General features: G+C 45.0%; 21 protein-coding genes. 2 read left to right on the forward strand and 19 right to left on the reverse strand.

The annotated features are described in order from the left end of the window. Positions 1 to 346 precede the first annotated feature (346 nt). The 8 genes from Q3W13_RS15645 to Q3W13_RS15680 form a co-directional block, all read right to left on the reverse strand. Positions 347 to 2443 carry a copper-translocating P-type ATPase gene (locus Q3W13_RS15645; RefSeq protein ID WP_302865308.1) on the reverse strand — a complete coding sequence of 699 codons (2097 nt, stop codon included), beginning with the start codon at positions 2441 to 2443 and terminating at the stop codon, positions 347 to 349. 12 nt (positions 2444 to 2455) lie between these two features. Continuing rightward, positions 2456 to 5029 carry a multicopper oxidase domain-containing protein gene (locus Q3W13_RS15650; RefSeq protein ID WP_302865310.1) on the reverse strand — a complete coding sequence of 858 codons (2574 nt, stop codon included), beginning with the start codon at positions 5027 to 5029 and terminating at the stop codon, positions 2456 to 2458. 66 nt (positions 5030 to 5095) lie between these two features. After that, a complete protein-coding gene (locus Q3W13_RS15655; RefSeq protein WP_302865312.1) occupies positions 5096 to 5596 on the reverse strand; it encodes a DUF3347 domain-containing protein in 501 nt (166 codons plus the stop codon). 72 nt (positions 5597 to 5668) lie between these two features. Then, complete coding sequence (locus tag Q3W13_RS15660; protein WP_302865313.1) at positions 5669 to 6061, reverse strand: hypothetical protein; 393 nt, start codon at positions 6059 to 6061, stop codon at positions 5669 to 5671. Positions 6062 to 6129: 68 nt separating this feature from the next. Next, entirely contained in the window at positions 6130 to 6447 is a 318-nt protein-coding gene (locus Q3W13_RS15665; protein WP_302865314.1) for a DUF305 domain-containing protein, read from the reverse strand. Between the two features lie 186 nt (positions 6448 to 6633). Continuing rightward, positions 6634 to 7197: an AraC family transcriptional regulator gene (locus Q3W13_RS15670; protein WP_302865315.1), complete on the reverse strand. Its 564-nt coding sequence runs from the start codon at positions 7195 to 7197 to the stop codon at positions 6634 to 6636. 23 nt (positions 7198 to 7220) lie between these two features. Continuing rightward, positions 7221 to 7433, reverse strand: coding sequence for a heavy-metal-associated domain-containing protein (locus Q3W13_RS15675; RefSeq protein WP_117383572.1), 213 nt, complete (start codon positions 7431 to 7433; stop codon positions 7221 to 7223). An 18-nt stretch (positions 7434 to 7451) separates the two neighbouring features. Beyond that, entirely contained in the window at positions 7452 to 9686 is a 2235-nt protein-coding gene (locus tag Q3W13_RS15680) for a cation-translocating P-type ATPase (RefSeq protein ID WP_302865321.1), read from the reverse strand. A 181-nt stretch (positions 9687 to 9867) separates the two neighbouring features. On the opposite strand from Q3W13_RS15680, the gene Q3W13_RS15685 reads away from it, so the two are divergent. After that, a complete protein-coding gene (locus Q3W13_RS15685) occupies positions 9868 to 10587 on the forward strand; it encodes a TylF/MycF/NovP-related O-methyltransferase (protein WP_117383574.1) in 720 nt (239 codons plus the stop codon). Between the two features lie 3 nt (positions 10588 to 10590). Here Q3W13_RS15685 and Q3W13_RS15690 read toward each other — a convergent pair whose 3' ends face one another. From Q3W13_RS15690 to Q3W13_RS15700, 3 genes are all read right to left on the reverse strand, one after another. Further along, on the reverse strand, positions 10591 to 11640 hold the full coding sequence (locus tag Q3W13_RS15690) for a hypothetical protein (RefSeq protein ID WP_302865323.1): 1050 nt from the start codon (positions 11638 to 11640) through the stop codon (positions 10591 to 10593). 319 nt (positions 11641 to 11959) lie between these two features. Continuing rightward, complete coding sequence (locus Q3W13_RS15695) at positions 11960 to 13207, reverse strand: MFS transporter (protein ID WP_302865325.1); 1248 nt, start codon at positions 13205 to 13207, stop codon at positions 11960 to 11962. A gap of 44 nt (positions 13208 to 13251) precedes the next feature. Next, entirely contained in the window at positions 13252 to 13728 is a 477-nt protein-coding gene (locus tag Q3W13_RS15700) for a rhodanese-like domain-containing protein (protein ID WP_302865327.1), read from the reverse strand. Between the two features lie 48 nt (positions 13729 to 13776). On the opposite strand from Q3W13_RS15700, the gene Q3W13_RS15705 reads away from it, so the two are divergent. Then, positions 13777 to 14397 (forward strand): trans-aconitate 2-methyltransferase, encoded by a 621-nt coding sequence (locus tag Q3W13_RS15705; protein WP_117383578.1) that lies wholly within the window; start codon positions 13777 to 13779, stop codon positions 14395 to 14397. 3 nt (positions 14398 to 14400) lie between these two features. On the opposite strand, the gene selD is transcribed toward Q3W13_RS15705, so the two are convergent. The 8 genes from selD to Q3W13_RS15745 form a co-directional block, all read right to left on the reverse strand. Then, positions 14401 to 15441, reverse strand: coding sequence for a selenide, water dikinase SelD (gene selD, locus Q3W13_RS15710; RefSeq protein ID WP_302865329.1), 1041 nt, complete (start codon positions 15439 to 15441; stop codon positions 14401 to 14403). Then, positions 15441 to 16475, reverse strand: coding sequence for a tRNA 2-selenouridine(34) synthase MnmH (gene mnmH, locus Q3W13_RS15715; RefSeq protein WP_302865331.1), 1035 nt, complete (start codon positions 16473 to 16475; stop codon positions 15441 to 15443). The genes selD and mnmH overlap by 1 nt, the downstream gene beginning before the upstream one ends. Positions 16476 to 16925: 450 nt before the next feature. Further along, entirely contained in the window at positions 16926 to 17141 is a 216-nt protein-coding gene (locus Q3W13_RS15720; protein WP_117383581.1) for a GDCCVxC domain-containing (seleno)protein, read from the reverse strand. Between the two features lie 24 nt (positions 17142 to 17165). Continuing rightward, positions 17166 to 17504 (reverse strand): YnfA family protein, encoded by a 339-nt coding sequence (locus Q3W13_RS15725; protein ID WP_302865335.1) that lies wholly within the window; start codon positions 17502 to 17504, stop codon positions 17166 to 17168. Positions 17505 to 17575: 71 nt separating this feature from the next. After that, the gene (locus Q3W13_RS15730; RefSeq protein ID WP_302865336.1) at positions 17576 to 19630 is read right to left on the reverse strand and encodes a heavy metal translocating P-type ATPase; all 2055 of its coding nucleotides are present in this window, start codon (positions 19628 to 19630) and stop codon (positions 17576 to 17578) included. 100 nt (positions 19631 to 19730) lie between these two features. After that, positions 19731 to 21062, reverse strand: a complete 1332-nt coding sequence (rseP, locus tag Q3W13_RS15735; protein WP_302865338.1) for an RIP metalloprotease RseP — start codon at positions 21060 to 21062, stop codon at positions 19731 to 19733. A gap of 38 nt (positions 21063 to 21100) precedes the next feature. Beyond that, positions 21101 to 21523: a Fur family transcriptional regulator gene (locus tag Q3W13_RS15740; protein ID WP_134336445.1), complete on the reverse strand. Its 423-nt coding sequence runs from the start codon at positions 21521 to 21523 to the stop codon at positions 21101 to 21103. A 3-nt stretch (positions 21524 to 21526) separates the two neighbouring features. After that, on the reverse strand, positions 21527 to 22708 hold the full coding sequence (locus Q3W13_RS15745; protein ID WP_302865341.1) for an efflux RND transporter periplasmic adaptor subunit: 1182 nt from the start codon (positions 22706 to 22708) through the stop codon (positions 21527 to 21529).

The following is a 22708-nucleotide window of genomic DNA, read 5'->3' on the forward strand; positions in this document are numbered from 1 at the left end:
CGCAGTCAGCAACAGCACACTCATTTTTTTATGATCAGGCACCCTCATAAACAAATGTAAGTAATTTGGTTTATTTAATTCAAATCGCAAGGCCAATCTTGAAGTGTTCTATAACTTTGCATCACTTTTCAGGCAATGGGCTTCAAGCGTGCAAAGTCCTCCACTGTATGTTGGCATGAACCAGCAACACAACCGAAAAAAAAAAATACCCTAGGAAACAGGCCGGCAACAGTAATACCGATTAAGGTCAGGAAGAGAAACATTTACATGTGGATCTCTTTGTAAAAGCCCATTTTCACTGGCGTAAAGCTGCACTTCCACCCGAAGGATGTTTAATACTGTTGTTTTATTGCTGTTTCTTATATTCAGATTTTACTTTTAACAGACTTGCATTGATCGCCACAACGACGGTACTTCCTGTCATTAAAACAGCACCCGCTGCAGGGCTTAACAAGATTCCCTGGTTATATAACACTCCGGCAGCCAATGGTAAAGCCACCACATTGTAGCCAGTGGCCCAGGCCAGGTTCTGGATCATCTTCCGGTAAGTCGCTTTGCCAAACAAGATCAAACTGACAATATCCTTAGGACTACTGTTCACCAAAACAATTCCTGCGGTTTCTGCGGCGATATCGCTTCCCGATCCTACCGCGATTCCAATATCCGCTTGGGCAAGTGCAGGCGCATCATTCACACCATCGCCGGTCATCGCTACAAATTCACCTTTTCCCTGCAATTCTTTTATCTTCTCCAGCTTCTGATGCGGTAGTACTTCGGCGATAAAACTATCCATGCCCAAAGTTTTACTCACAATGGCGGCTACTTTATTATTGTCCCCCGTAAGCAGGATAGATTTGATATTTTCATCTTTTAAGGTTTTGATGGCTTCCGCTGATTCGGGACGGATCTTATCTGATAAAGCGATATATCCGGCCAGTTTCTTGTCGATCAGTACAAATACGACCGTTTCCGAATCATTGGCCGTAAATCCATCCGGCATAGTGAACTTGTGTTCTTTTAAATAGCCCGGACTAACCACCCTGATTTTTTTACCTGCTACCGTAGCCTCAACGCCCTGACCGGTGATGGCTTTAAAGTTTTCTGCCTTCGGAATAGTGATCTTTAAATCCTTTACTTTTTGCAAGATACCGGTAGCGATAGGGTGTTCTGAGTTTTGTTCGAGTGCCGATGCTAAACGGATAAGCTCTTTTTCGTCCACTCCTTTATCCAACAGGACAATCTTTGATACTTCAAATTTACCAACAGTAAGCGTACCGGTCTTATCGAACACAATGGTGGTGATCTTGCGGGAGTTTTCAAATGCCGTCCTGTTCTTGATCAGTAAGCCATGTTTTGCCGACAACGCAGTTGATTTGGCAACCACTAAGGGCACCGCCAGCCCTAACGCATGGGGACAGCAAATTACAATAACAGTCACCATTCGCTCCATCGCGAAAGCTAAAGTTTGGCCGGTTAAATACCAATACAGAAAAGTACCGATGCCGGTTACCAAGGCGATTACGGTTAGCCATTTGGCTGCAGTATCGGCTAATAGCTGCGTTTGTGATTTTGACTTTTGCGCATCATCTACCAGTTTAACCACCTGCGATAGATAGGAATCTTTGGCCGCATGGGACACCGTAACTTTAAAGGAGCCATTGCCGTTGATAGAACCGGCAATAACTTTATCACCCTTTACTTTTTGCACCGGCTTGGATTCCCCGGTCAGCATGGATTCATTCAAATAACTTTCACCCTCCAGTATAATTCCGTCGGCCGCAACTTTTTCTCCCGGCTTTATCAAAATAACATCGTTCTCCTTTAAGGTATCGGTTTTTACATCATGAATTTGATCGCCCATGACCATGTGCGCATCGGCGGGCATCAATTGAACCAATAGCTCCAGTTCATTTGACGCGCCCATCACCGAACGCATTTCTATCCAGTGCCCTAAAAGCATGATCAGGATCAGCGTAGCCAGTTCCCAAAAGAAATCCATGCCCTTTAGTCCAAATACTGTGGCCGCGCTGTAGGCATAGGCTACCGTGATGGCAAATCCGACCAGGGTCATCATACCTGGATTTTTAGCCTTCATCTCGCTCATCCAGCCGCTTAGAAATGGCCAGCCGCCATAAACAAAAACCACAGAAGCCAAAGCAAAAAGCAGGTAGGATGAACCACTGAAGTTAATGTCCAGGTGTAGCCATTGCTGAATTTGCATAGACAACAACATGACCGGAATGGTCAGTACCAGCACCACATAAAACCGCTTTTTAAAATCAGCGATCATCATGGCGTGGTGGTCATGCTCCGACATCTCCATGTGCGCATTGCTACCATGTTTTATTTGGCTGTGATCCATAACATCATCGTTATGAGCCACATGTTTACCGGCAGGCATTTTATGCCCTCCCATAGTATGATGTTCGTGTTGATTTTTCATAGCTGTAAAGTTTTAATAAGTTAATGTTAATCCACCGCCTAAACCCATATCGCTATCGTAATGCGTTGACAAGGAAAAGTATTTAGTAACGATGTATCTTAAACCTGCCGCGTATTCCTTATCGGTATTGACCATGATATTAAAGCGTAAACGACTTGAAACCGGTATATCATCCCTTCCTAACTGGAAGCGCAGTTTGCCATTACCGTCTATACGGGCATCAGCGACAAACAGCATCGGCAGTGTATAAGCCAAACCGGCTACGACCGTGTGGCGGTTTTCCTTATTGCTTACTTGGCCGAAAAGATTTTTAGCATCACTGCCAAAGATATTTTTTTCATCAGGATTAAATTTCTTGTAATGGTAATCAAAGCCCACATAAGGAAACAGCCATTGCATCCGGCCTATATAACGCCCGATCATGGTTTCACTTTCATAGCCCATCATCGCATCGGTACCTAAATGCCACATCGTGCTGGCTTTCCAGCGGGTATTGGCCAACATGATCTGCCCGTCACTTCCATTGCTTTCCAGTCCGATCTTGCCCATCAGATGCGGCATTTGATCGTCGCGATTCAACATGCGCCGCGCCAGTTTAGGATCGGGTATTTCTGGATTTGGAGGCGAGTTTTCATAACTGAATACCCTACCCATTCCGCTCATCATGTGGTATAAAATATGGCAATGGAAAAACCAGTCGCCACCAACTTCGGAAGCATTGAACTCAATGGTGTCTCGCTCCATCGGCATAATGTCGACAACGTTCTTCATTGGCGCGTTTTCACCCTGCCCATTAATTACCCTGAAATCGTGCCCATGCAGGTGCATCGGATGGCGCATCATGCTGTTATTGTAGAGGATGATCCGTAGATTTTCTCCTTTTTTGATTAGTATCCTATCCGATTCTGATACCGTTTTGTTGTCCATTGTCCAAACATAACGGTTCATGTTTCCGGTTAGATCGAATTTTAATTCCCTCATCGGGCCTTTGGGTAGCGTAGTATTGTGAGGGTCACGGAGCATCCCGTAATTGAGCGTTACTATATCCGAATTGTCAGGTGCCATATTCATGCCTGCCATGCTTTTGTCATTCGGCATCTGCATATTCGGCATAGCGGATTTTTTATCATCTGCTTGTGACTTGTCCGCACCGGTTATTTCCGGGTACATCACGGTATTCATGTCCATTGTTTGGTTCTGCATCGCCATGCCTTCCATCGTTACCATGTTACCGTTCATGTCCATCATCTCATTCATCATCTTCATGCCCGCGAAATATTTCAGCTTTGGCATTTTTTCGGCGGATACTTTCTGACCTTTCCCCAACCAAAGCGAGGCAGATTTGGTTCGATCTTCCGGGGTGACTAAAAACTCATAGCTTTTATTATCCGGAATAGTTACTACCACATCGTAAGTTTCGGATGGCGCGATGATCAGCCTATCAACTTCAACAGGTTCTACATCATTACCATCAGTTGCCACCACAGTGACTTTACCACCGGCATATTTGAGCCAGAAGTAGGTAGTAGCGCCGCCATTGGCGATACGCAGCCTTACTTTATCCCCGGCTCTATACTGGGGCTGTTCGTTTTGGTTTTTACCATTGATCAGGAACTTATCGTAGTAAACATCGCTGACATCCATCGCGTTCATCCGCTTCCACTCATTCGCTATTTTGGTTTTAAAATGGCCTGATTTGATCGCCTCCAAATAGCTTTGTGTGGTGCCTTTTTGTATGGCGAACCAGTCAGATGCCGCGTGTAAACTGCGATCAACCTCTTTGGGGTTCATGTTTGTCCATTCACTCAATACTATCGGCAATGTTGGGATGTTCCATTCCTTCCGCTTATTCATGATAAAAGCTCCGTACATTCCTATTTGTTCCTGCAAACCGGTGTGGCTATGATACCAATGGGTTCCATGCTGTTTGATTGGGAATTTATATAAATGGGTTTCACCCGGCATGATCGGCATCTGTGTTAAATTAGGTACGCCATCGTAACGGTTGGGTAAATAAAGTCCGTGCCAGTGCAGGGATGTTTCTTCCTTCAATTTATTATGCACGTAGATCTCGGCGGTATCGCCTTCGGTAAAAGTCAGGGTCGGCATGGGAATACTGCCGTTAACCGCGATAGCCCTTTTTGGTTTCCCGCCATAATTGACAACGGTATCTGCAATGTAAAGATCATAACGAACAGTGCGTGGCGGAACATTATTGATAAGTGTTGTAATCGGGCCTAACTTTGCTTTTGCACTTTTGATAGCATTGGTCGACTCCTTAACATTACTCATTTTCATTCCCTCCATTTTCATTCCATCCATATCGTTCTTGCTTGTAACGGTGTCTTTCATCGGAATTTTCATACCGGCTGCCTTTTTTGGGGCTACTTTAGGTTTTTCTTTAATCAATTTCATCCCGCACTTGGGGCAGTTACCAGGCTTGGGATCATGAATTTCCGGGTGCATGGGGCAAGTATAGGTGACCGGCTGTTGCTTTTGCATAGCCGCCATATTTTGCATATCGGTTTGGGCAAACGTGATTTGCTTTAGACAGATCATCATCGCTACGAATACTATTTTTCTCATATAAAATAAACCACGATTTATTACACTGCCTTAGTGTAATAAATCGTTAATATTTAAATTGTTAATTTATTTATTCAGGGTTTCGGTAACCTTCCCGCAGGTCAGCATCTGGCTGCCGTAATATGGGTTTTTGATACCGGCTTCAGCCGACAACCAGTAACTCTTTTTCATCGGGCAATATGCGTAATAAACCGGCTGCCCGGTCAATTTTACAGCTTTGGCCAGTTTGAAGAAGTTGACCGAAAAATTAGCAAAATGCTCCCTTTGATGAGCAATATCTCTGCTCTCTGAAATATGTCTCGCATCAAAAGCCAGCTTTTCCTGCAAATCCATAAACACAGTCATGTCGGAAGCTGGAAGCGATTTCATATCTACGCCTTTAACGGCTTTTAAAAATTCACCTGCATGGGTAGCAGCATCAGCACTGTTTGATTTGACCAAAGCGTCTTTGACGTCGTAATAAGAAGTAAGTAAGGGAGTTAGCGCAGTTGATTTAGTGTCTTGCGCAAAAAGCAATTGAGTAGAAACAGTTGCCATTACGGCAACTAATAAAAATATCTTTTTCATAATGATCTGATAATATGTTAAACAATAATTTTAGCCATGGCAAAGCCATACTCATTCATTGAATAATTTAAATCAAACCTGGAAACTTTGGATAATGATCCGGATATCGGGCGTAGGAGGCCGCTGTCGCTCATCAATTAAGGATCGATGAACTGTTTGCACAACGGGGATTGAAATGGATGTATAAAAATAGGGGGACTGAACAAGAACAGCATCTACCGAAACCGAAACTTTTACCGGTTGAGGCACCAATTTGGCCAAGGAAGCAAAATTATTAACCGCATCCTGGCAGCAAGGATCTACCTGAACGACAACAGTAAGTGACGGCTGGTCTTGTTGAATTAGTTTGGCTTGATGTTCTGCAACTTCCTCACAGCAGTCATCTTCTTTCTGAAGCGCACAACGCAATCCTACCGCGGAATTTAGCAGGAATGTGAATAAAAGTAATAGTGCTTTGATCTTCATCTTCAATTACAAACTTAGGGAATTTGCCTAAAAAGGTTTTACATAATTCCGTTTAAAATTTATAGCCATTATTTATTCATCCGGGCCAAAATTCTTTTCATTTGAGCAATTTCTTTCTCCTGAGCTGCAATTATCCCGTCGGCAAGTTTTCTTACTTCCGGATCTCTAATATTTGCGTTTTTACTGGTCATAATAGCAATGGAATGATGCGGTATCATCCCTTTCATATATTGCACATCACCAACAAAGCTCTGAGTTCGTACGCCAATGAGTGAAAAAACAAACACCGCCGTACTTGATAAAATGATGATCACATTTAGCTTACGATTTTTATACATCATCCGCATCATCGCCAACATCAATAAGGCCATGGCAGCAACCATCATTAACGTCATATAAAGCCGGGTCATACTTAGATAGATATGATCTGCCTGGTCAACATTCAAAAACATCACGCAATACATGATGATAAACGAACATAACAGCGTCAAAACAAATGTCTTGTAGTTTCCTTTTCCATGGTTAACGTTTTAGTTTTTAACTAAAGGGAAATACTTTTTGTTTGATTTTGCTTAAATTTTGTCTATGGGCTTCCGTTCACCCTGCTTTAAAGCTTTGAACTGGCTCGGCGTTATACCGGAGATCGCCTTGAATTGCGCGGATAAATGTGAACTGCTGCTGTAACCCATTTTCCAGGTGATCTCGTTTAAATTCAGTTCGCCGTATTCCAGCAATTCTTTTACTTTTTCGATCTTTTGCTGAATAATAAATTTTTCAATGGTGGTATCTTCCGCATCGGAGAACATACGGCTGAGGTAGGCATAATCCTTATTCAATCCCTCAGACAGGTATTGCGAAAAATTCAGGTGGGTATCTGAAAGGTCGGTATAATGTATCTTTTCAATGATCAGGGTCTTTATCCGTTCAACCATCTGGTCTTTTTCATTGTCAAGCAACTCAAAGCCCAATAATTTAAACTGCGAGGAGATCAGGCGCAGTTGTTCATTGTCGGGCTCGGGCTGAACATCAGCGCTGCCCAAATTGACCACACCAACGTTCAATCCCATGTTCTCCAACTGTTGCCTGACCACCATGATGCAGCGGTCACAAACCATATTTTTAATATGCAGGATCATATATTTATTTAACAAAAATACGGTTAAATTTCCTCAGCGTTATAACCGTTGATTTTTAGTGCGCTGATAACGTCATTGGCGGTTAATCCATTATCCGATTTGACTGTAAGTATCTTATCCGGGTTGGTGGTGTCTACTTCCCATTTGGCTATACCTTCCAGATTATCTAAAGCCGGGGTTACGGTTGCAATACAGCCACCGCATTTGATATTTGTTTTGAATTTTAAAGTTTCCATATTTATTGATTTTAATAATTAAAGATTAAGTTTTGTAAATTTCAGCCGCAGGCTATTACTGACCACCGATACAGAGCTTAAAGCCATTGCCGCACCGGCGATCATGGGGTTCAGCAAGAAACCATTGACGGGATATAATATACCGGCGGCAATAGGTATGCCGATCAGGTTATATATAAATGCCCAAAATAGGTTTTGCTTTATCGTGCGCACGGTTAGTTTGGAAAGCCTTAATGCCTTGGGTACCTGTTGAAGGTCTGACGAAACCAGGGTGATCTTGGCTACGTCCATTGCTATATCGGAACCTTTGCCCATCGCTATACTTACGTCAGCTTGTGCTAAGGCCTGGCTGTCATTGATGCCGTCACCGATCATAGCTACAATTTTACCTTCACTCTGTAGTTTTTTAATAAAGTCCGCTTTATCTGATGGCATAGTGTCGGCCTGAAAATGGTCAATCCCCGCTTCTTTGGCAATTGCCGCTGCGGTTTGCGCATTATCGCCGGTCAACATATAAACGGCAATCCCCTGTCTTTTTAACTGGCTTACGGCTACTGCTGAGCCTGTTTTGATTGGGTCGGCTATGGCTGTAATGGCTAATACTTGCGTTTGATCGGCAAAGTAAATCACCGTTTTTGCCTGGTTTAAATAGGTGCTGACAGGCGCCTTTAACTCTTCCGGTACGGATACGTTTCTTTCCCCGATCAGTTTATGGCTTCCAGCAAAGTAATGCCGGTCCTCAAAATTCGCTTCGACGCCCCGCCCGGTTAAACTATTAAAAGAATTTACTTTTACTGAAACGTTATTGCAGGGTTTAAGGTGGGCTACGATTGCCTCAGCCAAAGGATGTTCGGATTGCTGTTCCATCGCTAAAAATAATCCCTGTAATTGACCTTGATCATTTGGAAGGGACTTTGCCCAAAGCAGATCAGTAACTACGGGCTTCCCCTGGGTTATCGTGCCGGTTTTATCCAATACGACTGCGTTAACGCTATGTCCTAATTCCAATCCTTCTGCATCTTTAATTAAAATGCCGTTTTCGGCTCCTTTGCCAATACCCACCATAATGGCGGTTGGAGTAGCCAAACCCAAAGAACAGGGACAGGCAATCACCAGTACCGTAACCATCGCCAGTAAGCCTTGTGTTAAGGCATGTTGCCCGCCAAATACCAGCCAGGCACCCAAGCTTAATACAGCGATCAGCATGACGATAGGAACAAAAATGCCTGCGATCTTATCCACCAATTTTTGGACGGGTGCCTTAGAGCCTTGCGCATCCTGCACCAATTGAATGATCTGGGCCAGCAAGGTTTCGCCGCCAACTTTTTCTGCCGTAAACCGGAAACTTCCCTTTTGGTTTAAGGTACCGGTAAAAACAGAATCGCCTGCTTTTTTCTCTACAGCGACAGGCTCCCCTGTGATCATGCTTTCATCCACAAAAGAGTTACCTTCATCAACTATGCCGTCAACCGGGATCTTTTCACCTGGCCGAACCAACAGGCGGTCGCCGATCTGCACATCTGCAATAGCTGTTTCTTTTTCACCTTCTGCAGTGATGAGCAACACTGTTTTTGGTTGCAGGCCGATCAGTTTTCTAATGGCGGATGAGGTATTGGATTTAGCCTTTTCTTCTAATAATTTCCCCAGCATAATAAAAACGATCACGACCGAAGCCGCCTCGTAATAAACATGCGGGTGCAAGCCCCGGCGATGCCAGAACTCAGGGAACAAAGTATTGAATACGCTGAATACAAAGGCGATGCCGGTACTCATGGCGACCAGTGTATCCATATTCGCACGGCCATGCCTGGCCTGTTTCCAGGCGTTGATAAAAAAATTTTTGCCCGCTATAAAAAGTACCGGGCCGGTTAAAGCCATCATGATGTAATTGGCATAAGGCATGTCCATAAAGAACATCCCGATCAGTACCACTGGAATAGTTAAAATAATGGCCCAGGTCATATTTCGCTTCAACTGCCGGTAATGAGTTTGCTGCGCTTCCGCTTGTTTTTCTTTGCCGTTAACTGTATCGATGATGAGGTCATAGCCGATTGATTGAACGGATTGTTGTAAACCGGAAGCCTGAATAATTTCGGGATGAAAGGCAACTTTAACGGATTGCGTAGCATAGTTCACCTCGGCCTTTTCAACGCCATTTTGGGTGCCGATCATCGATTCTACACTGGATGCGCAGGCGGCGCAGGTCATACCGGTAACTGGGAACGTAAGAGTTTGTAATTGTATTGCTGCCATGTCTTTTGTTTAACAGCACAAATTTATACGGGGTTCAGGTTTTGAATTTTACAGGATTCTGCCTAAAATTTACAGAATACCGTATAATTCATTCCAACAAATCTTGAAATAATTTCCTATTATTGAATATTAGTTGATAGTATCACTTAATGTCTAAACACACGATTTCAACCTTTACGTTATGGACAATTATTTCCTTGTTAAAAAACCTTACGCCGTAAATGAGAAAAAACGCTCCGCGTTAATTGAGTTTGTTAATAAAGGACTGCGGTTCATGCAAACAGGCTACCAGGTAAAGCAGCTCGATACCAATATAGATATGAATACGCCCGAGCAGCGGATCAACTATTACCACTTGCTGGATTCGGTCATTTTTAACGGGGTTCCCGGTGACGTGGTAGAATTGGGGTGTTTCACCGGACAATGTGCGCTCATTTTTCAAAAGGTGATCGAGTTGAATGCCTCTGATAAGCAATTGCACCTTTACGATAGCTTTTTCGCCTCCTTCAAGGTCAAGGGAAGTGTTGAAGAAGAACTAAAGGCCAATTTTAACAAGGCGAAGCTAAAACAGCCGATTGTGCATAAGGGGGATTTTAAAACAACCCTGCCGGATGAATTGCCCGCTGAAATAGCGTTTGTACACATCGACTGCGGTTTCGGCGGTGATAAAATCGAGCACAAGGCTGTGATGCTGCATTGTTTTGAAAGCATATATCCCCGTATGCCGAAAAATTCGGTTTGTATCATGATGGATTATTTTGATGCTTCCACCGGAGTTGAAGGCCTCGATATTAACCCCGGTGTTAAAATGGCGTATGATGAATTTTTTGCGGATAAACCGGAAAAGATTGTTTGTCTTTGGGGTAACCAATATAACCATGCTTATTTTCGCAAGGTTTAGTTTTTACATTTTTCGGAACCTGATCAGGTTCTTCTGTTCCCATACGAAAAGATTGCCGGTCGCGCTCAACTGCACCGCTTTCACATAGCCGCCGGTCCCGACCATCCTTGGTGTTTTTTGAGGGAAAGCGATCACATTCAGCGTATCACCTGTTTGATAAGTAATCAGTGGATTTTGTCCGTTGCCGGCAATACTACAGGTCCTTCCCCTGGCCAGATAGGTTTCCGGCTTGCCGGGAGTTGCATAATAAATATTGCCTTTCCGTTGCCATACTGTCTGTACCGCGCTGGCCGGACTGATCCGCAGTCCCCCGCCATCCATCGGGCAGCCGTTCAGTTTCCAGGTATCCATGCCCATCTTTTCCGCTGCCCAGAAGGTTCGCCCCATGTCGGACGAACGGCTTACATACAGGTCGCGCGAACCGTTCAGCCAGTTGCGGAACATGATAGCAACCGAAGAACCCTGCACTGCTATGCTGGGTTTACAGCACTCACAAACGTGCTGGTCGGGTGATTGGTAGGCCATAGTATTTTTAATCCATTTGGTATTACTGCCTGATAAGGATGAAAAATAGATCTGGTTATGATTGCCGGTGCGGATGTCAAGCCATGCCGCATAAAAATGATCCTGATCGTCAGCGGCAATACTCATTAATCCCTCGGGAGCTGACCCACGCTGATCGTTGAGGATGCCCATGCTCTTCCAAATACCAGTAGCATGAGCAAGGCGATACCAGTGGATATTGCCGGATTTATCCATAGCGGTGATCACAGAAAAGTTTTTTGAACTTGCCAGTTGTGGGCCCCTGGCCATACCTAAGTGCATTTCGGGTAATTTGGCAACGAGTGCCGGGTTGCTGAACGATACGCCATGATCTGTTGAGGCAACACAAAATATCTGATCGGCAGATCCGAATATTACCCTAATTATCCCTTTGGTATCTATACTTACTTGTGGTTGCTGTCCCTCACCGATCAAATTCCGGTCGTCTGACAGTGAACTTAACGATAGTAACATTGTAAGTGATAGTACAAAAAAACCTATTCTTCTCATTTTACTAATATATAAATTTTGGAAAGTTACTATATCAGACCTTAACGATGTAGATCAAGGTTAAGTGCCGGGGACAGAAATGTTTCCGTGTTTTTAACACTAAAGAATAACGATAATGCTTAAAAAAGAACATAAAGAAGGAACGCCTGCAGGGTTGCAGGTTTTGTTAGCTCAGGAATTAGAGGCGAATGCGTTTTGCAAGCTTGTCTAAATCCTAAAAGCAAGGTTATTGATTGGATAGGTTCAGCTAAACGGGATGAGACCCGGAAAGTGAGACCCGATAAAGCGATGATCATGTTACTTAATAAACAGTAAACGCTTAAGACTTAATTTTAGTTTGCTTTTTCATTAAGAATAGCGCTATTCCTAAAAGCAGCATAGAGATCAGCCCGCCGTATAAAAAATCTTTACCGGCATAACGGCTGCCCAAAAATCCGGCTATCGGATAAGCGATGGCCCACCATAAATGAGAAAAAGCAAAATGCGAACCATAAACTTTGCCCTGTTCGCTTTCGGCAATGTTTTCACCGATCAACGTTTCCGAAGGCATTTCCGCCAGGCTTTGCCCCAAACCCGCAAAAAGCCACAATATCAACATCACGGGATATGCTACGAAATTCGTAATGGAAATAGTGACCGACAATACCAAAGCACCGGCTATCAGAGATAAACGCCGGGACTTCGTTTTATCCAGGCTACCCGCGACAAATGCCGCGATACTGGCACCGATACCAAATGCAGCCATCACCCAGCCATACTGCTTGTCGCCTAAATGCAAGCCACTTTTAATGTGACCGACGGAATTAACCAATATCTGCGCACCCGCTATGGCGGAGACAAATTCGATAAAGAGTGCGAACCGAATCAACGGACTTTTAAATAATAGTTTAACCCCTTTGACCGCGTCATGCCAGGCCGTAAAAGTTTTTTCATTTTTCTTTACAGCATGTTGTAATTTATTAGTGGGAAGCAGCAATATCAAAACAGCGGCCACCACAAAGGACGCCGCATCGATAAAAAAGATCTGCCTTGCGCCGAACCACACAGCCAGTATCCCGGCTAAACCCGGCCCTAAGACACCTAATATTTGAAAAGTTGCCGTAGACAAGCCTACCGCCTGCCTGTAGTGCGCATGGTCTACCACCTGTGGTATTACAGCGCGGTAAGTGGGCGTAAAAAAGGCATTAAATATATTGAGCAAAAAGACAAGCGCATAGATCTGCCATTCCTGGGTAACAAAAGGCAAACAGGCGACAATCGCCATTCGGATAAAATGGGTAGTATATAAAATGGTTTTACGGCTCACACGATCAGCCAGCACACCGGCAAAAGGAGAAAAGAGAATGAATGCGGTAACCCGAAGGGTCAAAGCCGTTGCTAAAATAATGGCCGAACGCTCCCGGCCAAACTGGTAGGATAACAAGGCCAGGCCAACCCAGGTAAAAGCGTCCCCCAGCAAGCTGATAGCTTCCGCGAAATATAATAAAGAGAAAAGACGGTTCTTTAAGACCTGAAAGGAATCTTTTAATGCGTTGAAGAATGATTCTGACGCTGCCTTTTTATTCATTATTCTAATAAGATATGCATCTGATCAGCCTAAGTAAATTCCGATCAGCTTCCTGCCAATGGGTAACCTTTAGCAACCCAATTGGTTTGCAGGTTGACAGGCAGGTTTAATAATTCAACATGTGTAAACCCCATTTTTTTCATTTCCAGGAAAGCGGGCCTGATGTTCGGACATTTGCTAAACGGGCAGCAACCGCAATAAACCACGATGACCGTGTTTTTAGGCAGCGCGGCAACGGTCTTTCTAAGCAACTTCATATTTTCATCTTTGCTAACCGCGCCGATGTGTTTGGCTCCTTTGATATCTTCGACCGCGCCGATATTTAATATCATTGGCCATTTAGCCGGGGGCTCCTTTAAGTTAGCGGCTAAAACGGCAGGCGCTATTAACTCACTGTCCTTCCAGGGATAATTATTTAGGATAGATGGCACTGCTACGGGGGATGTTTGCGCTGTAGTTTCGGAAGGCCAAAACCCGGCAATGAGCAGGCTGCAAATTGTAATCAGTATTTTATTTTTCATTTGATGATAATAATATAGACCTTTAAACTGTAAATATGTGGTTAATCCATGAAAGATAGTCAAAAAGCGCACTGGGATGATGTTTATACCAACAAAACTCCCGATCAGGTTAGCTGGACGCAAGCTGTCCCGCGAACATCCCTGGATTTCATTCACGGGTTTCAGTTATCTAAAAATGCCAGTATCATTGACATTGGTGGTGGGGACAGTAACCTGGTGGATTTTCTTTTACAGGAGGGCTTTGTTAATATCACCGTGCTGGACATATCCGCCGCCGCCATACAAAAAGCCAAAGCCAGGTTAGGTGCTAAAAGCGAACTGGTTAAATGGGTGGTATCTGACATTACCGAATTTAAAACGAATGAGCATTTTGACTTATGGCATGATCGGGCGACTTTTCATTTCCTGACCAGTAAAAGCCAGATCGCAGCTTACCTGCAAATCGCGGGCAGGGCGATCAATAATTATATGGTGGTTGGCACTTTTTCTGAAAACGGCCCGGATAAATGCAGCGGCCTGCCGATCAAACAATATACGGAAGTCCAATTGCAAAGCCAGTTAAAAAAAGATTTTGAAAAGATCCGGTGTATCAGTGAAGACCATATCACCCCCTTTCAAACCAGGCAAAACTTCCTGTTCTGTAGTTTTAAAAAGCAAAGTATCAATTAAACATCAAATCACCGTTATCAGCGCATCGTTGTCCGGCACCTTTAGCCAGCCGATAGGTGCTAAACTGTGTCCAAGGCTTTGTAGTTTTGCTTCAAAAGCCGCCGCACCTTCTTCGGCAACGGCTACCAGCAGGCCGCCACTTGTTTGCGGGTCGGCCAGTATATATTGCTGTTCTACGGTCAGCGGCCCTATCTTACGCCCATAACTGCTCCAATTACGGCCGGTACCACCTGGAAAGCATTTTTGTTCGAGGTAACCTGCTAAAGAAGGGATCACCGGCACTTTATCAAATTCGATCACTGCCGACAAGCCGCTGCCTTCACACATTTCAGAAAGGTGCCCCAGCAAACCAAAACCGGTTACATCCGTCATGGCCCTTACATCATCCATCTTCCCGAATACTTCGCCCAGCTTGTTTAATGTGGTCATACTCTTTAGTGCAATAGCTGCATCTTCCGGTAATAATACGCCTCTTTTTTGAGCCGTTGACAAAATGCCAACCCCTAAAGCTTTGGTAAGATATAATTTACAACCGGGGGTTGCCGTGGAGTTTTGTTTCAATTGCGGAATATTAACTACACCGTTTACTGACAGGCCGAATACCGGCTCAGGGCAATCAATGCTATGGCCACCTGCTAAGGTAATACCGGCTTCGGCGCAGACGGCCCGGGAACCTTCTAAAACTTTTTGAGCTACTTCAGGTGGAAGTTTATCAATCGGCCATCCTAAAATAGCAATCGCTAAAACCGGTTTACCGCCCATCGCATAAACATCGCTGATCGCATTAGCAGAAGCGATACGCCCGAAATCATACGCATCATCAACAATCGGCATAAAAAAGTCGGTAGTAGAGATCAAAGCGGTGCCGTTCCCAAGGTCTAACACTGCAGCATCGTCCCTTTTATCATTACCAACCAGCAAATTTGGATCGGCAACGGAGGCGATATTACTATGCAGTATTTTATCTAAAATGGCAGGGCTGATCTTACAGCCACAACCCGCGCCGTGGGAATATTGAGTAAGTTTTATTGATGTCGTATCCATTATTTAGCTGGCGCGTTGATTGTGAAATTTAATACATTATTAGCCTGTGTGGCTATATCTGTATCATCAAGCTCAAGTGATGATACTTTGGAAATATCCCTTTTGCTCAAACCGGTCCGGTAGGTTTTATCATAATAGACCAACACGATTTTTACGAAATCTTTTATACGCCCCTCCATGATAGCCTCTATAGCGTATTTGGTTTGCTCCGGGCCAAGCCGTTTTCGGATACGTTCCGTGGATTCCATCAGAAAATCCTTATCTAAAGACCCGTATTCAGCAGCCAGGGAATTAACACGTCGCTGTACATCCACTTTAATATCAATTATCGCTGCATCCCGCATCTGATGCCAGAACGGGTTGGGTATAGACCGTTTACCAATAGTAAGGCTTTCATCTTCCACCCATACCTTTTCCTTTTTATCAATGTCTTTTAATTTCCCGGCCAGGTTGTTTTCAAACTGCTCCTGAGTAGGCTGTATCAGCTTATTCATACTGCCATAAGATGAACCCTGGTGTTGTGCAAGGTCTTCCAGGTCAATTACCTGCTCCCCTGTAACGCTAAGTTGTTGCAATAATTTTGTTTTACCTGATCCGGTCATGCCTCCAAGTATCTGAATCTTGTAGGGCTGTTCAAATTGCTGATGCACCCAGCCCCTATATTTTTTGTAGCCACCCTGTATCAAAAATACTTCAAAGCCGTACAAATCGAGTGCCCATGCCATAGCCCCGCTGCGCATACCACCACGCCAGCAGTGAACACCTATTCTTTTGTCAGGTGCAATAATCAAAGCTTCCTTAATAAAGGAAGACCATTTAGAACCGGTTAAGTCAAAGCCCAACAGTATTGCTTCTTCACGGCCGACCTGTTTGTAAGTCGTGCCTACCCTGACCCGTTCTTCATTACTGAACAACGGCACGTTGAATGCGCCCGGCACATGGCCCTGTTCATACTCCGCCGGTGTACGAACATCGATCAAAGGAACGATGTCATGGAGATGCAGGAAATCATTGATTAAAATCGGCTTGGTCATTTAGGCAAAGATACATTACAATTCAAATAACGTTACTTGCTATCCTCAGATAGCAAGTAACGTTTATTTTTAAGACAGGACGGAGCTTAAAAAGTATCCTGGCATTTAAGCTAATAGACATAGCCAAGTGCGTTACGTTCTACGAAAATAAAATGTGCTTCAGGGCATGCCATCAGGACAATAGCTTTGCTAATATAGTTCGCGGAGAGGTTAAAATCCATCTTTGGGCATCCTGCGATAGATCGTGGCAGTTCAGGTCATGGTGGATATTCTTGCCGGCCATACCCGTATGGAATGGTTTCTTGCGAGGACAGCCTGGTGACGGATCGAAGTTTCTGATATGGAGGCTTTATCTGATATGGAGGCTTTATACTGTATGCAGACCACCGAAATTTTCCGGCACCTGACTCTATCGCTACCTCATTAAGTTCTATGAGATGATCCGGTGATCTATCTGCAGCAACTGCGTCCGTCCTGAACAGGCGGACATTTAACAGAACCATAACTGCAAAAAACACAACAATCGCCCGCTAAAGGCTTGAGCCTGGTTTTACAATTATCGCACTCATAAAAATATGTACAGGCATTTAACGGCATTTGTTCCTGCTTTTCAAACCCACACTGCGGGCAGGTAATCAAAGTGCTATTTAAGATACTATTAACCATTAAAATATTATTTAACCAGCTTAATTAAACTACGGGCTGACGTGGCATATAAATGATTATACATGCGCCGATCAGTGCGATGCCCGCGCCGATCATATCCCAGCGATCAGGTTTAAACCCATCCACTTTCCAGGCCCACAGGAGTGCAAGTACAATAAATACCCCGCCATATGTTGCATAAACACGGCCAAAATTGGCTGTTTGCCAGGTAGCTACAATGCCGTAAAAGGCTAAAATCACAGCACCTGCCAAGCCGTACCAATAGGGTTTGTCTTCCTTAAGCCATTGCCAGATAAGGTAACCGCCGCCGATCTCGAATATGCCGGCCAAAATAAATAGCAGTAAAGATTTAATGACGTTCATGGTAATGGCGATAAAAACCAAATATACTTATTCCCGCTGTGATGTTAAATGATGATCAGATGTGCTACGGATCATTTACGACCATTTTGATAAACCAGTAAGCGGAGGCCATTGAAAACCACCAACAACGTAGAGCCCTCGTGGCCTATTACCGCCGGGCCGATACCGGTTATGCCTAAAATAGTTACCGGTATTAATACAGCAACCATCCCCAGGCTTACAACCAGGTTTTGCTTGATGATCCTGCGGGATTGACGGCTTAAACCGATAGCAAACGGCAGGTTATCTAACCGGTCAGCCATTAACGCGATGTCAGCGGTTTCTAAAGCCACATCTGAACCTGCCGCACCCATAGCGATACCGACGGTGCTTTTAGCCATGGCGGGTGCGTCATTTACACCGTCACCGATCATAGCTACTTTCTTCTCCCTTTTGATCAGGTCCTGAATGGCCTTTACCTTTTGTTCCGGCAGTAAACCACCCATCGCATCGGTAATACCGATCTGTTTGGCCACGGCTTCGGCTACCTGCTGGTTGTCGCCCGTCAGCATGATCATGCGCTTTATGCCCAGATCTTTTAATTCCTTTAACGTCTTTTTAGCCTCCTTGCGGGGTACATCCATTAAGGCGATCAAACCGATGATTTCCCCTTCCTGTTCCACCAACATCGTTGTGTTGCCTTCCTTTTCCAGTTTTTCCACTTGTGTATGCACCTCATCAGCCAATTTTTTGAACAGGCTGCGGTTGCCGATAACGATCTTTTTGTTGCCTACTGTGGCTTTCACACCATGGCCGGTAACGGCCTGCAGGTTCTTGGCCGATGGAATATCCTTTTGCTTTAATCTTTCCAGGCCTCCTTTAACAATGGCTGCCGCTAAGGGGTGGTCACTTAATTTCTCAACGGCAATGGCGATCTCTAACACCTCATCTTCCGATAATTTAGCTAATGCCACTACACCTGTTAACTGGGGCTTGCCTTCTGTAAGTGTTCCGGTTTTATCGAACGCGATGGCAGTAATGCCACCCAGTTCTTCCAATGGACCGCCACCTTTGATCAATACGCCGCTTCTTGCGGCCCTGGCAATCGCGCTTAAAACAGCACTCGGGGTGGATATGGCCAATGCACAAGGACTTGCAGCGACCAGAACCGCCATAGCCCGGTAGAAACTTTTGCTGAAAGGTTCATCAATAACCAGGAATGCAAGTAGTAACAGCCCAACCAATGCCAACACCGCAGGTACATAATACTTCTGCAGCTTATCGGTAAATAATTGTGTAGGTGACTTCTGCGCTTCCGTGTCATTGACCAGCTTAACAAGTCGCGATAAAGTGGAATCAGCTGCCAGCTTGGTTACTTTTATCTCCAGTACCTGGCTGCCGTTGATCGTTCCGGCAAAGACTTTGTTCTCGGCTTTCAGCGTTTTATCATCATGATCCTTATCCGGGTCAACTACCGGGGATTTATCCACCGGCACACTTTCACCGGTGATGGGCGCCTGGTTCACACTACTTTCACCTTTGATGACCGCGCCGTCAGCAGAAATTTTGCTGTTGGGCTTAACGATGATGATATCGCCCAGCACCAGTTCTTCAATAGGTACCTCTGTTTCTTTGCCATCCCGGCGTACGATAGCTGTTTTGGGAGCCAGGTCGGCGAGCGCTGCAATGGACTTGGTCGCTTTACCCATCGCATAATGTTCGAGGGAGTGCCCGAAGCTGAACAGGAATAAAAGCAGCGCGCCCTCTGCCCACTGGCCCAGGCAGGCCGCGCCGACAGCCGCGACCAGCATTAAAAAGTCAATCTCGAATTTGCCCGTGCTGATAGCCTCGTAAGCTTCTTTCGTCGTGTAAAATCCACCAAAGAAATAGCCAATACCATAAAGTATGGTACTGGTAATCGGGGGAAGGGTGTGCACAAAAGACAATCCAAAACCCAGGGCAAGAAATAACCCGGACAACGCGGCAAAGATCAGTTCGGTGTTTTTGCCGAACATGCCCCCGTGGTCATGGTCGTGGCCCGCCTCTTTTTCATCATGCTGATGTGCCTTTTCTTCTTTTTCTTTACTCGTAGAGATATCAACGCGGGGTTGTCCTTTAGTATTCTTTTTTGGTGCTTCCTTTTTCATTGTATGATGGGCTAGTGGGATGTATATTTTCAAACAAATTTAAGCCGGTTAGGGCTGCAACTGTATTGCAATCTTTTTACCGGCAGTTATTTTTCAGTGATCATTTCATAATCAGTCTCGCAATATCGTTGTAGACCACAAATAGGGATAACAGGCCTAACAGGATAAATCCAGCCATCTGGCTATATTCGATTACAACCGCTTTCAGTGGTTTGCCGCGAAAGGCTTCAATTGCTAAAAGCAGGACTTGCCCGCCGTCTAAAACGGGTACCGGCATCAGGTTAATAAAAGCAAGCGCTGTTGATAAAACCGCGATCAACCCCCAAAATCTTTTCCAGTCCGTGGCTTCGCCAAAAAGAAGAGCGATACCTACCGGCCCGGTAAGCGCATCAGCCGCTTTCACCCTGCCTTGAATAATGTCTTTAACGCCACGCGCATTTTCAGAAAACACCGACCAGGTGCGGCCTGCGCCGAAGGATACAGATTGCGGTAAAGTGGCCTGAACTGGCTTTGTTTCGGGCGGATGTACCGCGTCCAACGAAAACCCGATATGTCCGTCCTTATCTCGATGCGCTTCTACCTGGCTGGTCTTGCCGTCATGGACAACCGTCAGCAATAAAGGTTTGTCTTTATTTTCCCGAAGCTTTACCATGAACTCTTCATAGTAGTTTACCGGCTTTCCGTTAACCGCGGTTATCTTATCGCTTTTACTGAATCCGGCGGCTTTAAGGTCGCTGTTGGAATAAACGGAGTCGATCTTAAATGGTGTTCCTATCTTAAAAAACTCAGTAGGCGCTTTATCAGCGAGCAACCTGATCGTAGCAGGTGAAACATTGAGATGCAAATGAATACGCTCTTTTCCTTTCGAGCGCACCACCGTGAGCAGGGTATTTCCCTTCAAAATCCGGGTACTCGTTAATTCATCCTGGTAATAAAGCGTATCTTCATTTACCTCTATAATCCTGTCACCGGGCAATAACCCGGCTTTTTTGCCAACGTCAGCAGGAATGATCCCAAAATCAGCTTTGATCTTCTGCATGTAACCACTTCCATATTTAACGGAAAGTGATGAAAAGATCAGTATAGCAACGGCCATGTTCATGATAACCCCTCCGGACATCACAACCAGGCGCTGCCAGACCGGTTTGGTATAAAAACCATCATGGTCATCACCCTTCGTATTTGCTCCTTCTGTATCTTCAAATACACCAGCCATTTTGATATACCCTCCCAAGGGAAGCCAGCCTATTCCATACAGGGTGCCTTTATAAGAAAATTTAAACAGGCTGAATCCCCAGGCATCGAAAAACAGGTAGAATTTCTCTACCCGTATCCCGAAAGCTTTAGCAGCCAGGAAATGCCCCAGTTCATGGACCACGACCAATAGCGACAGGCTTAATAAGAATTGTCCTGTAATGAGCAGAATGTGCATGTTAACAATTTAATTCATCAGTAATTTAACCTGTTCTATCAGGCATATGTCCTTTTGCATTCCGCGCAAACCCCTTTCACCAGCAGGCTGGTTTCCTCTCTTTCGTATCCTGCCGGAAGCCTTACCTCCGGAATCTGTGTTTTGGGTAAACAATGTGTTTCTTCGCAAACCGTGCAATAGAAATGTACGTGCAGGTCATGGTGCCCTTCTACCGTACAGGATGGCTGGCATAAGGCAAACTTGGTAGTACCCGTTCCGTCATCTATCCGGTGTACCAAACCATGTTCTTCAAAAGTTTTAATACTCCTGTACAAGGTTACCCGGTCTGTTTTATCCAGGTTTAGTTCAATATCCGTAAGACTGACCGCGTTTTCCTGTTTCACCAAAAAATCCAGCACAACAAGCCGCATAGCCGTCGGTTTGATCTGTTTTTCAATAAGCTGACTTTCCAGTTCTTTCATTACCTATTCCTCCTCCCCGGTATTCACCATTTTAGCCAGGACAAAGAATGTTTTTTTGATCACGATAGTAGAACCCGGTTTCAGGTTCTTTACCGGCGTTATCTCGGTAAACCCGATATCGGAAACTCCCTTAGCTACCGGTACACGCTCAAAAAGCGTTTCTTTGGCGTCCTGTTTCTTTACCATAAAAATATAATCCTGCCCGCCGTTGCTTACGATAGCTTCTGAGGGCACCGCCGGTAAAACAGCATTACCGATACTGATAATGGCCGTTACATTCATCCCTTCGATCAAACCTGTTTTATCGCCCATTACCACCGCATGAACAGGGATCGTTTTAGACTGGCTGGCAAAAGCCGTCCCGATAGAATAGATCTTTGCGTCGTACTCCTTACCCGCGCTGTTGGTGAGCGTAAAGTGGATGCGCTGCCCGGCCTTTACCTTCGGCAGATCTTTTTCAAATACAAAAAGATCGAGGTGCAGCTGCGAATTGTTTACGATCTGCGCAATGGGTGTGGACGCATCCACGTTTGAACCGATCTGTGCCGACACTTCGCTTACCGTACCGCTGATGGGGGCGACCACCGGGATACTGGTCACCAAACGGCCGCTGTTCGTAGCAGATTGCGAGATCCCCATAGCCGACAGCTGCAATTGCTGTGACCGCTTGGTAGATTTTAATGCCGCCAGTTCGGCTTCGGCTTTCTGTAAGTTCTTTAGCGGTGCGGCATTGCCCGCCACCAGTTCTTTCTGGCGCTCATATTCCTGCTGCGCCAGTGTTAATTGAGCCTGGGTGGTTTGCGAAGCTTGTTGTAACTGAGCGATATCAGGATTTAATATGGTGGCGATAACCTGCCCTTTATTTACATAGTTTCCGGGCTGTACCGTCAAGGTTTTGATAGTGCCGTTGGTAACTGAAGTTACCAAAGCCTTATTCTGATTAGGTACGGACAATAGCCCGTTAGCCTTAATGGCCGTAGCCAGGTTCTTCATTTCTATCTTACCCAGTTCAATGCCGGCCGTTTTAATTTGGGCAGTAGTAAGGCTCACTGTATTTGCCTGTGCTGGAGCAGCTTCTTTTTCAGTATCAGCTTCTTTAGGCTTTTCCTGCTGCGTACAGGACGCAACCATTCCTGCCATAAGCATCAGCAGCAGGTATATACGGGGTTTAAATATGAGTTTCAT

It is taken from the genome of Mucilaginibacter sp. L3T2-6, from assembly GCF_030519355.1.
Taxonomy (GTDB): domain Bacteria; phylum Bacteroidota; class Bacteroidia; order Sphingobacteriales; family Sphingobacteriaceae; genus Mucilaginibacter.

What these genes read in the sequence shown, in the direction of transcription:
- Q3W13_RS15695 (WP_302865325.1), bottom strand. Translation starts at nt 13,207, where the DNA reads ATGAATAAAAAGGCAGCGTCAGAATCATTCTTCAACGCATTAAAAGAT.
- Q3W13_RS15730 (WP_302865336.1), bottom strand. Translation starts at nt 19,630, where the DNA reads ATGAAAAAGGAAGCACCAAAAAAGAATACTAAAGGACAACCCCGCGTT.
- Q3W13_RS15685 (WP_117383574.1), top strand. Translation starts at nt 9,868, where the DNA reads ATGGACAATTATTTCCTTGTTAAAAAACCTTACGCCGTAAATGAGAAA.
- Q3W13_RS15700 (WP_302865327.1), bottom strand. Translation starts at nt 13,728, where the DNA reads ATGAAAAATAAAATACTGATTACAATTTGCAGCCTGCTCATTGCCGGG.
- Q3W13_RS15660 (WP_302865313.1), bottom strand. Translation starts at nt 6,061, where the DNA reads ATGAAGATCAAAGCACTATTACTTTTATTCACATTCCTGCTAAATTCC.
- rseP (WP_302865338.1), bottom strand. Translation starts at nt 21,062, where the DNA reads ATGCACATTCTGCTCATTACAGGACAATTCTTATTAAGCCTGTCGCTA.
- Q3W13_RS15650 (WP_302865310.1), bottom strand. Translation starts at nt 5,029, where the DNA reads ATGAGAAAAATAGTATTCGTAGCGATGATGATCTGTCTAAAGCAAATC.
- Q3W13_RS15645 (WP_302865308.1), bottom strand. Translation starts at nt 2,443, where the DNA reads ATGAAAAATCAACACGAACATCATACTATGGGAGGGCATAAAATGCCT.
- Q3W13_RS15675 (WP_117383572.1), bottom strand. Translation starts at nt 7,433, where the DNA reads ATGGAAACTTTAAAATTCAAAACAAATATCAAATGCGGTGGCTGTATT.
- Q3W13_RS15665 (WP_302865314.1), bottom strand. Translation starts at nt 6,447, where the DNA reads ATGATGGTTGCTGCCATGGCCTTATTGATGTTGGCGATGATGCGGATG.
- Q3W13_RS15725 (WP_302865335.1), bottom strand. Translation starts at nt 17,504, where the DNA reads ATGAACGTCATTAAATCTTTACTGCTATTTATTTTGGCCGGCATATTC.
- Q3W13_RS15680 (WP_302865321.1), bottom strand. Translation starts at nt 9,686, where the DNA reads ATGGCAGCAATACAATTACAAACTCTTACGTTCCCAGTTACCGGTATG.
- Q3W13_RS15720 (WP_117383581.1), bottom strand. Translation starts at nt 17,141, where the DNA reads ATGGTTAATAGTATCTTAAATAGCACTTTGATTACCTGCCCGCAGTGT.
- mnmH (WP_302865331.1), bottom strand. Translation starts at nt 16,475, where the DNA reads ATGACCAAGCCGATTTTAATCAATGATTTCCTGCATCTCCATGACATC.
- Q3W13_RS15705 (WP_117383578.1), top strand. Translation starts at nt 13,777, where the DNA reads ATGAAAGATAGTCAAAAAGCGCACTGGGATGATGTTTATACCAACAAA.
- Q3W13_RS15690 (WP_302865323.1), bottom strand. Translation starts at nt 11,640, where the DNA reads ATGAGAAGAATAGGTTTTTTTGTACTATCACTTACAATGTTACTATCG.
- selD (WP_302865329.1), bottom strand. Translation starts at nt 15,441, where the DNA reads ATGGATACGACATCAATAAAACTTACTCAATATTCCCACGGCGCGGGT.
- Q3W13_RS15670 (WP_302865315.1), bottom strand. Translation starts at nt 7,197, where the DNA reads ATGATCCTGCATATTAAAAATATGGTTTGTGACCGCTGCATCATGGTG.
- Q3W13_RS15655 (WP_302865312.1), bottom strand. Translation starts at nt 5,596, where the DNA reads ATGAAAAAGATATTTTTATTAGTTGCCGTAATGGCAACTGTTTCTACT.
- Q3W13_RS15740 (WP_134336445.1), bottom strand. Translation starts at nt 21,523, where the DNA reads ATGAAAGAACTGGAAAGTCAGCTTATTGAAAAACAGATCAAACCGACG.
- Q3W13_RS15745 (WP_302865341.1), bottom strand. Translation starts at nt 22,708, where the DNA reads ATGAAACTCATATTTAAACCCCGTATATACCTGCTGCTGATGCTTATG.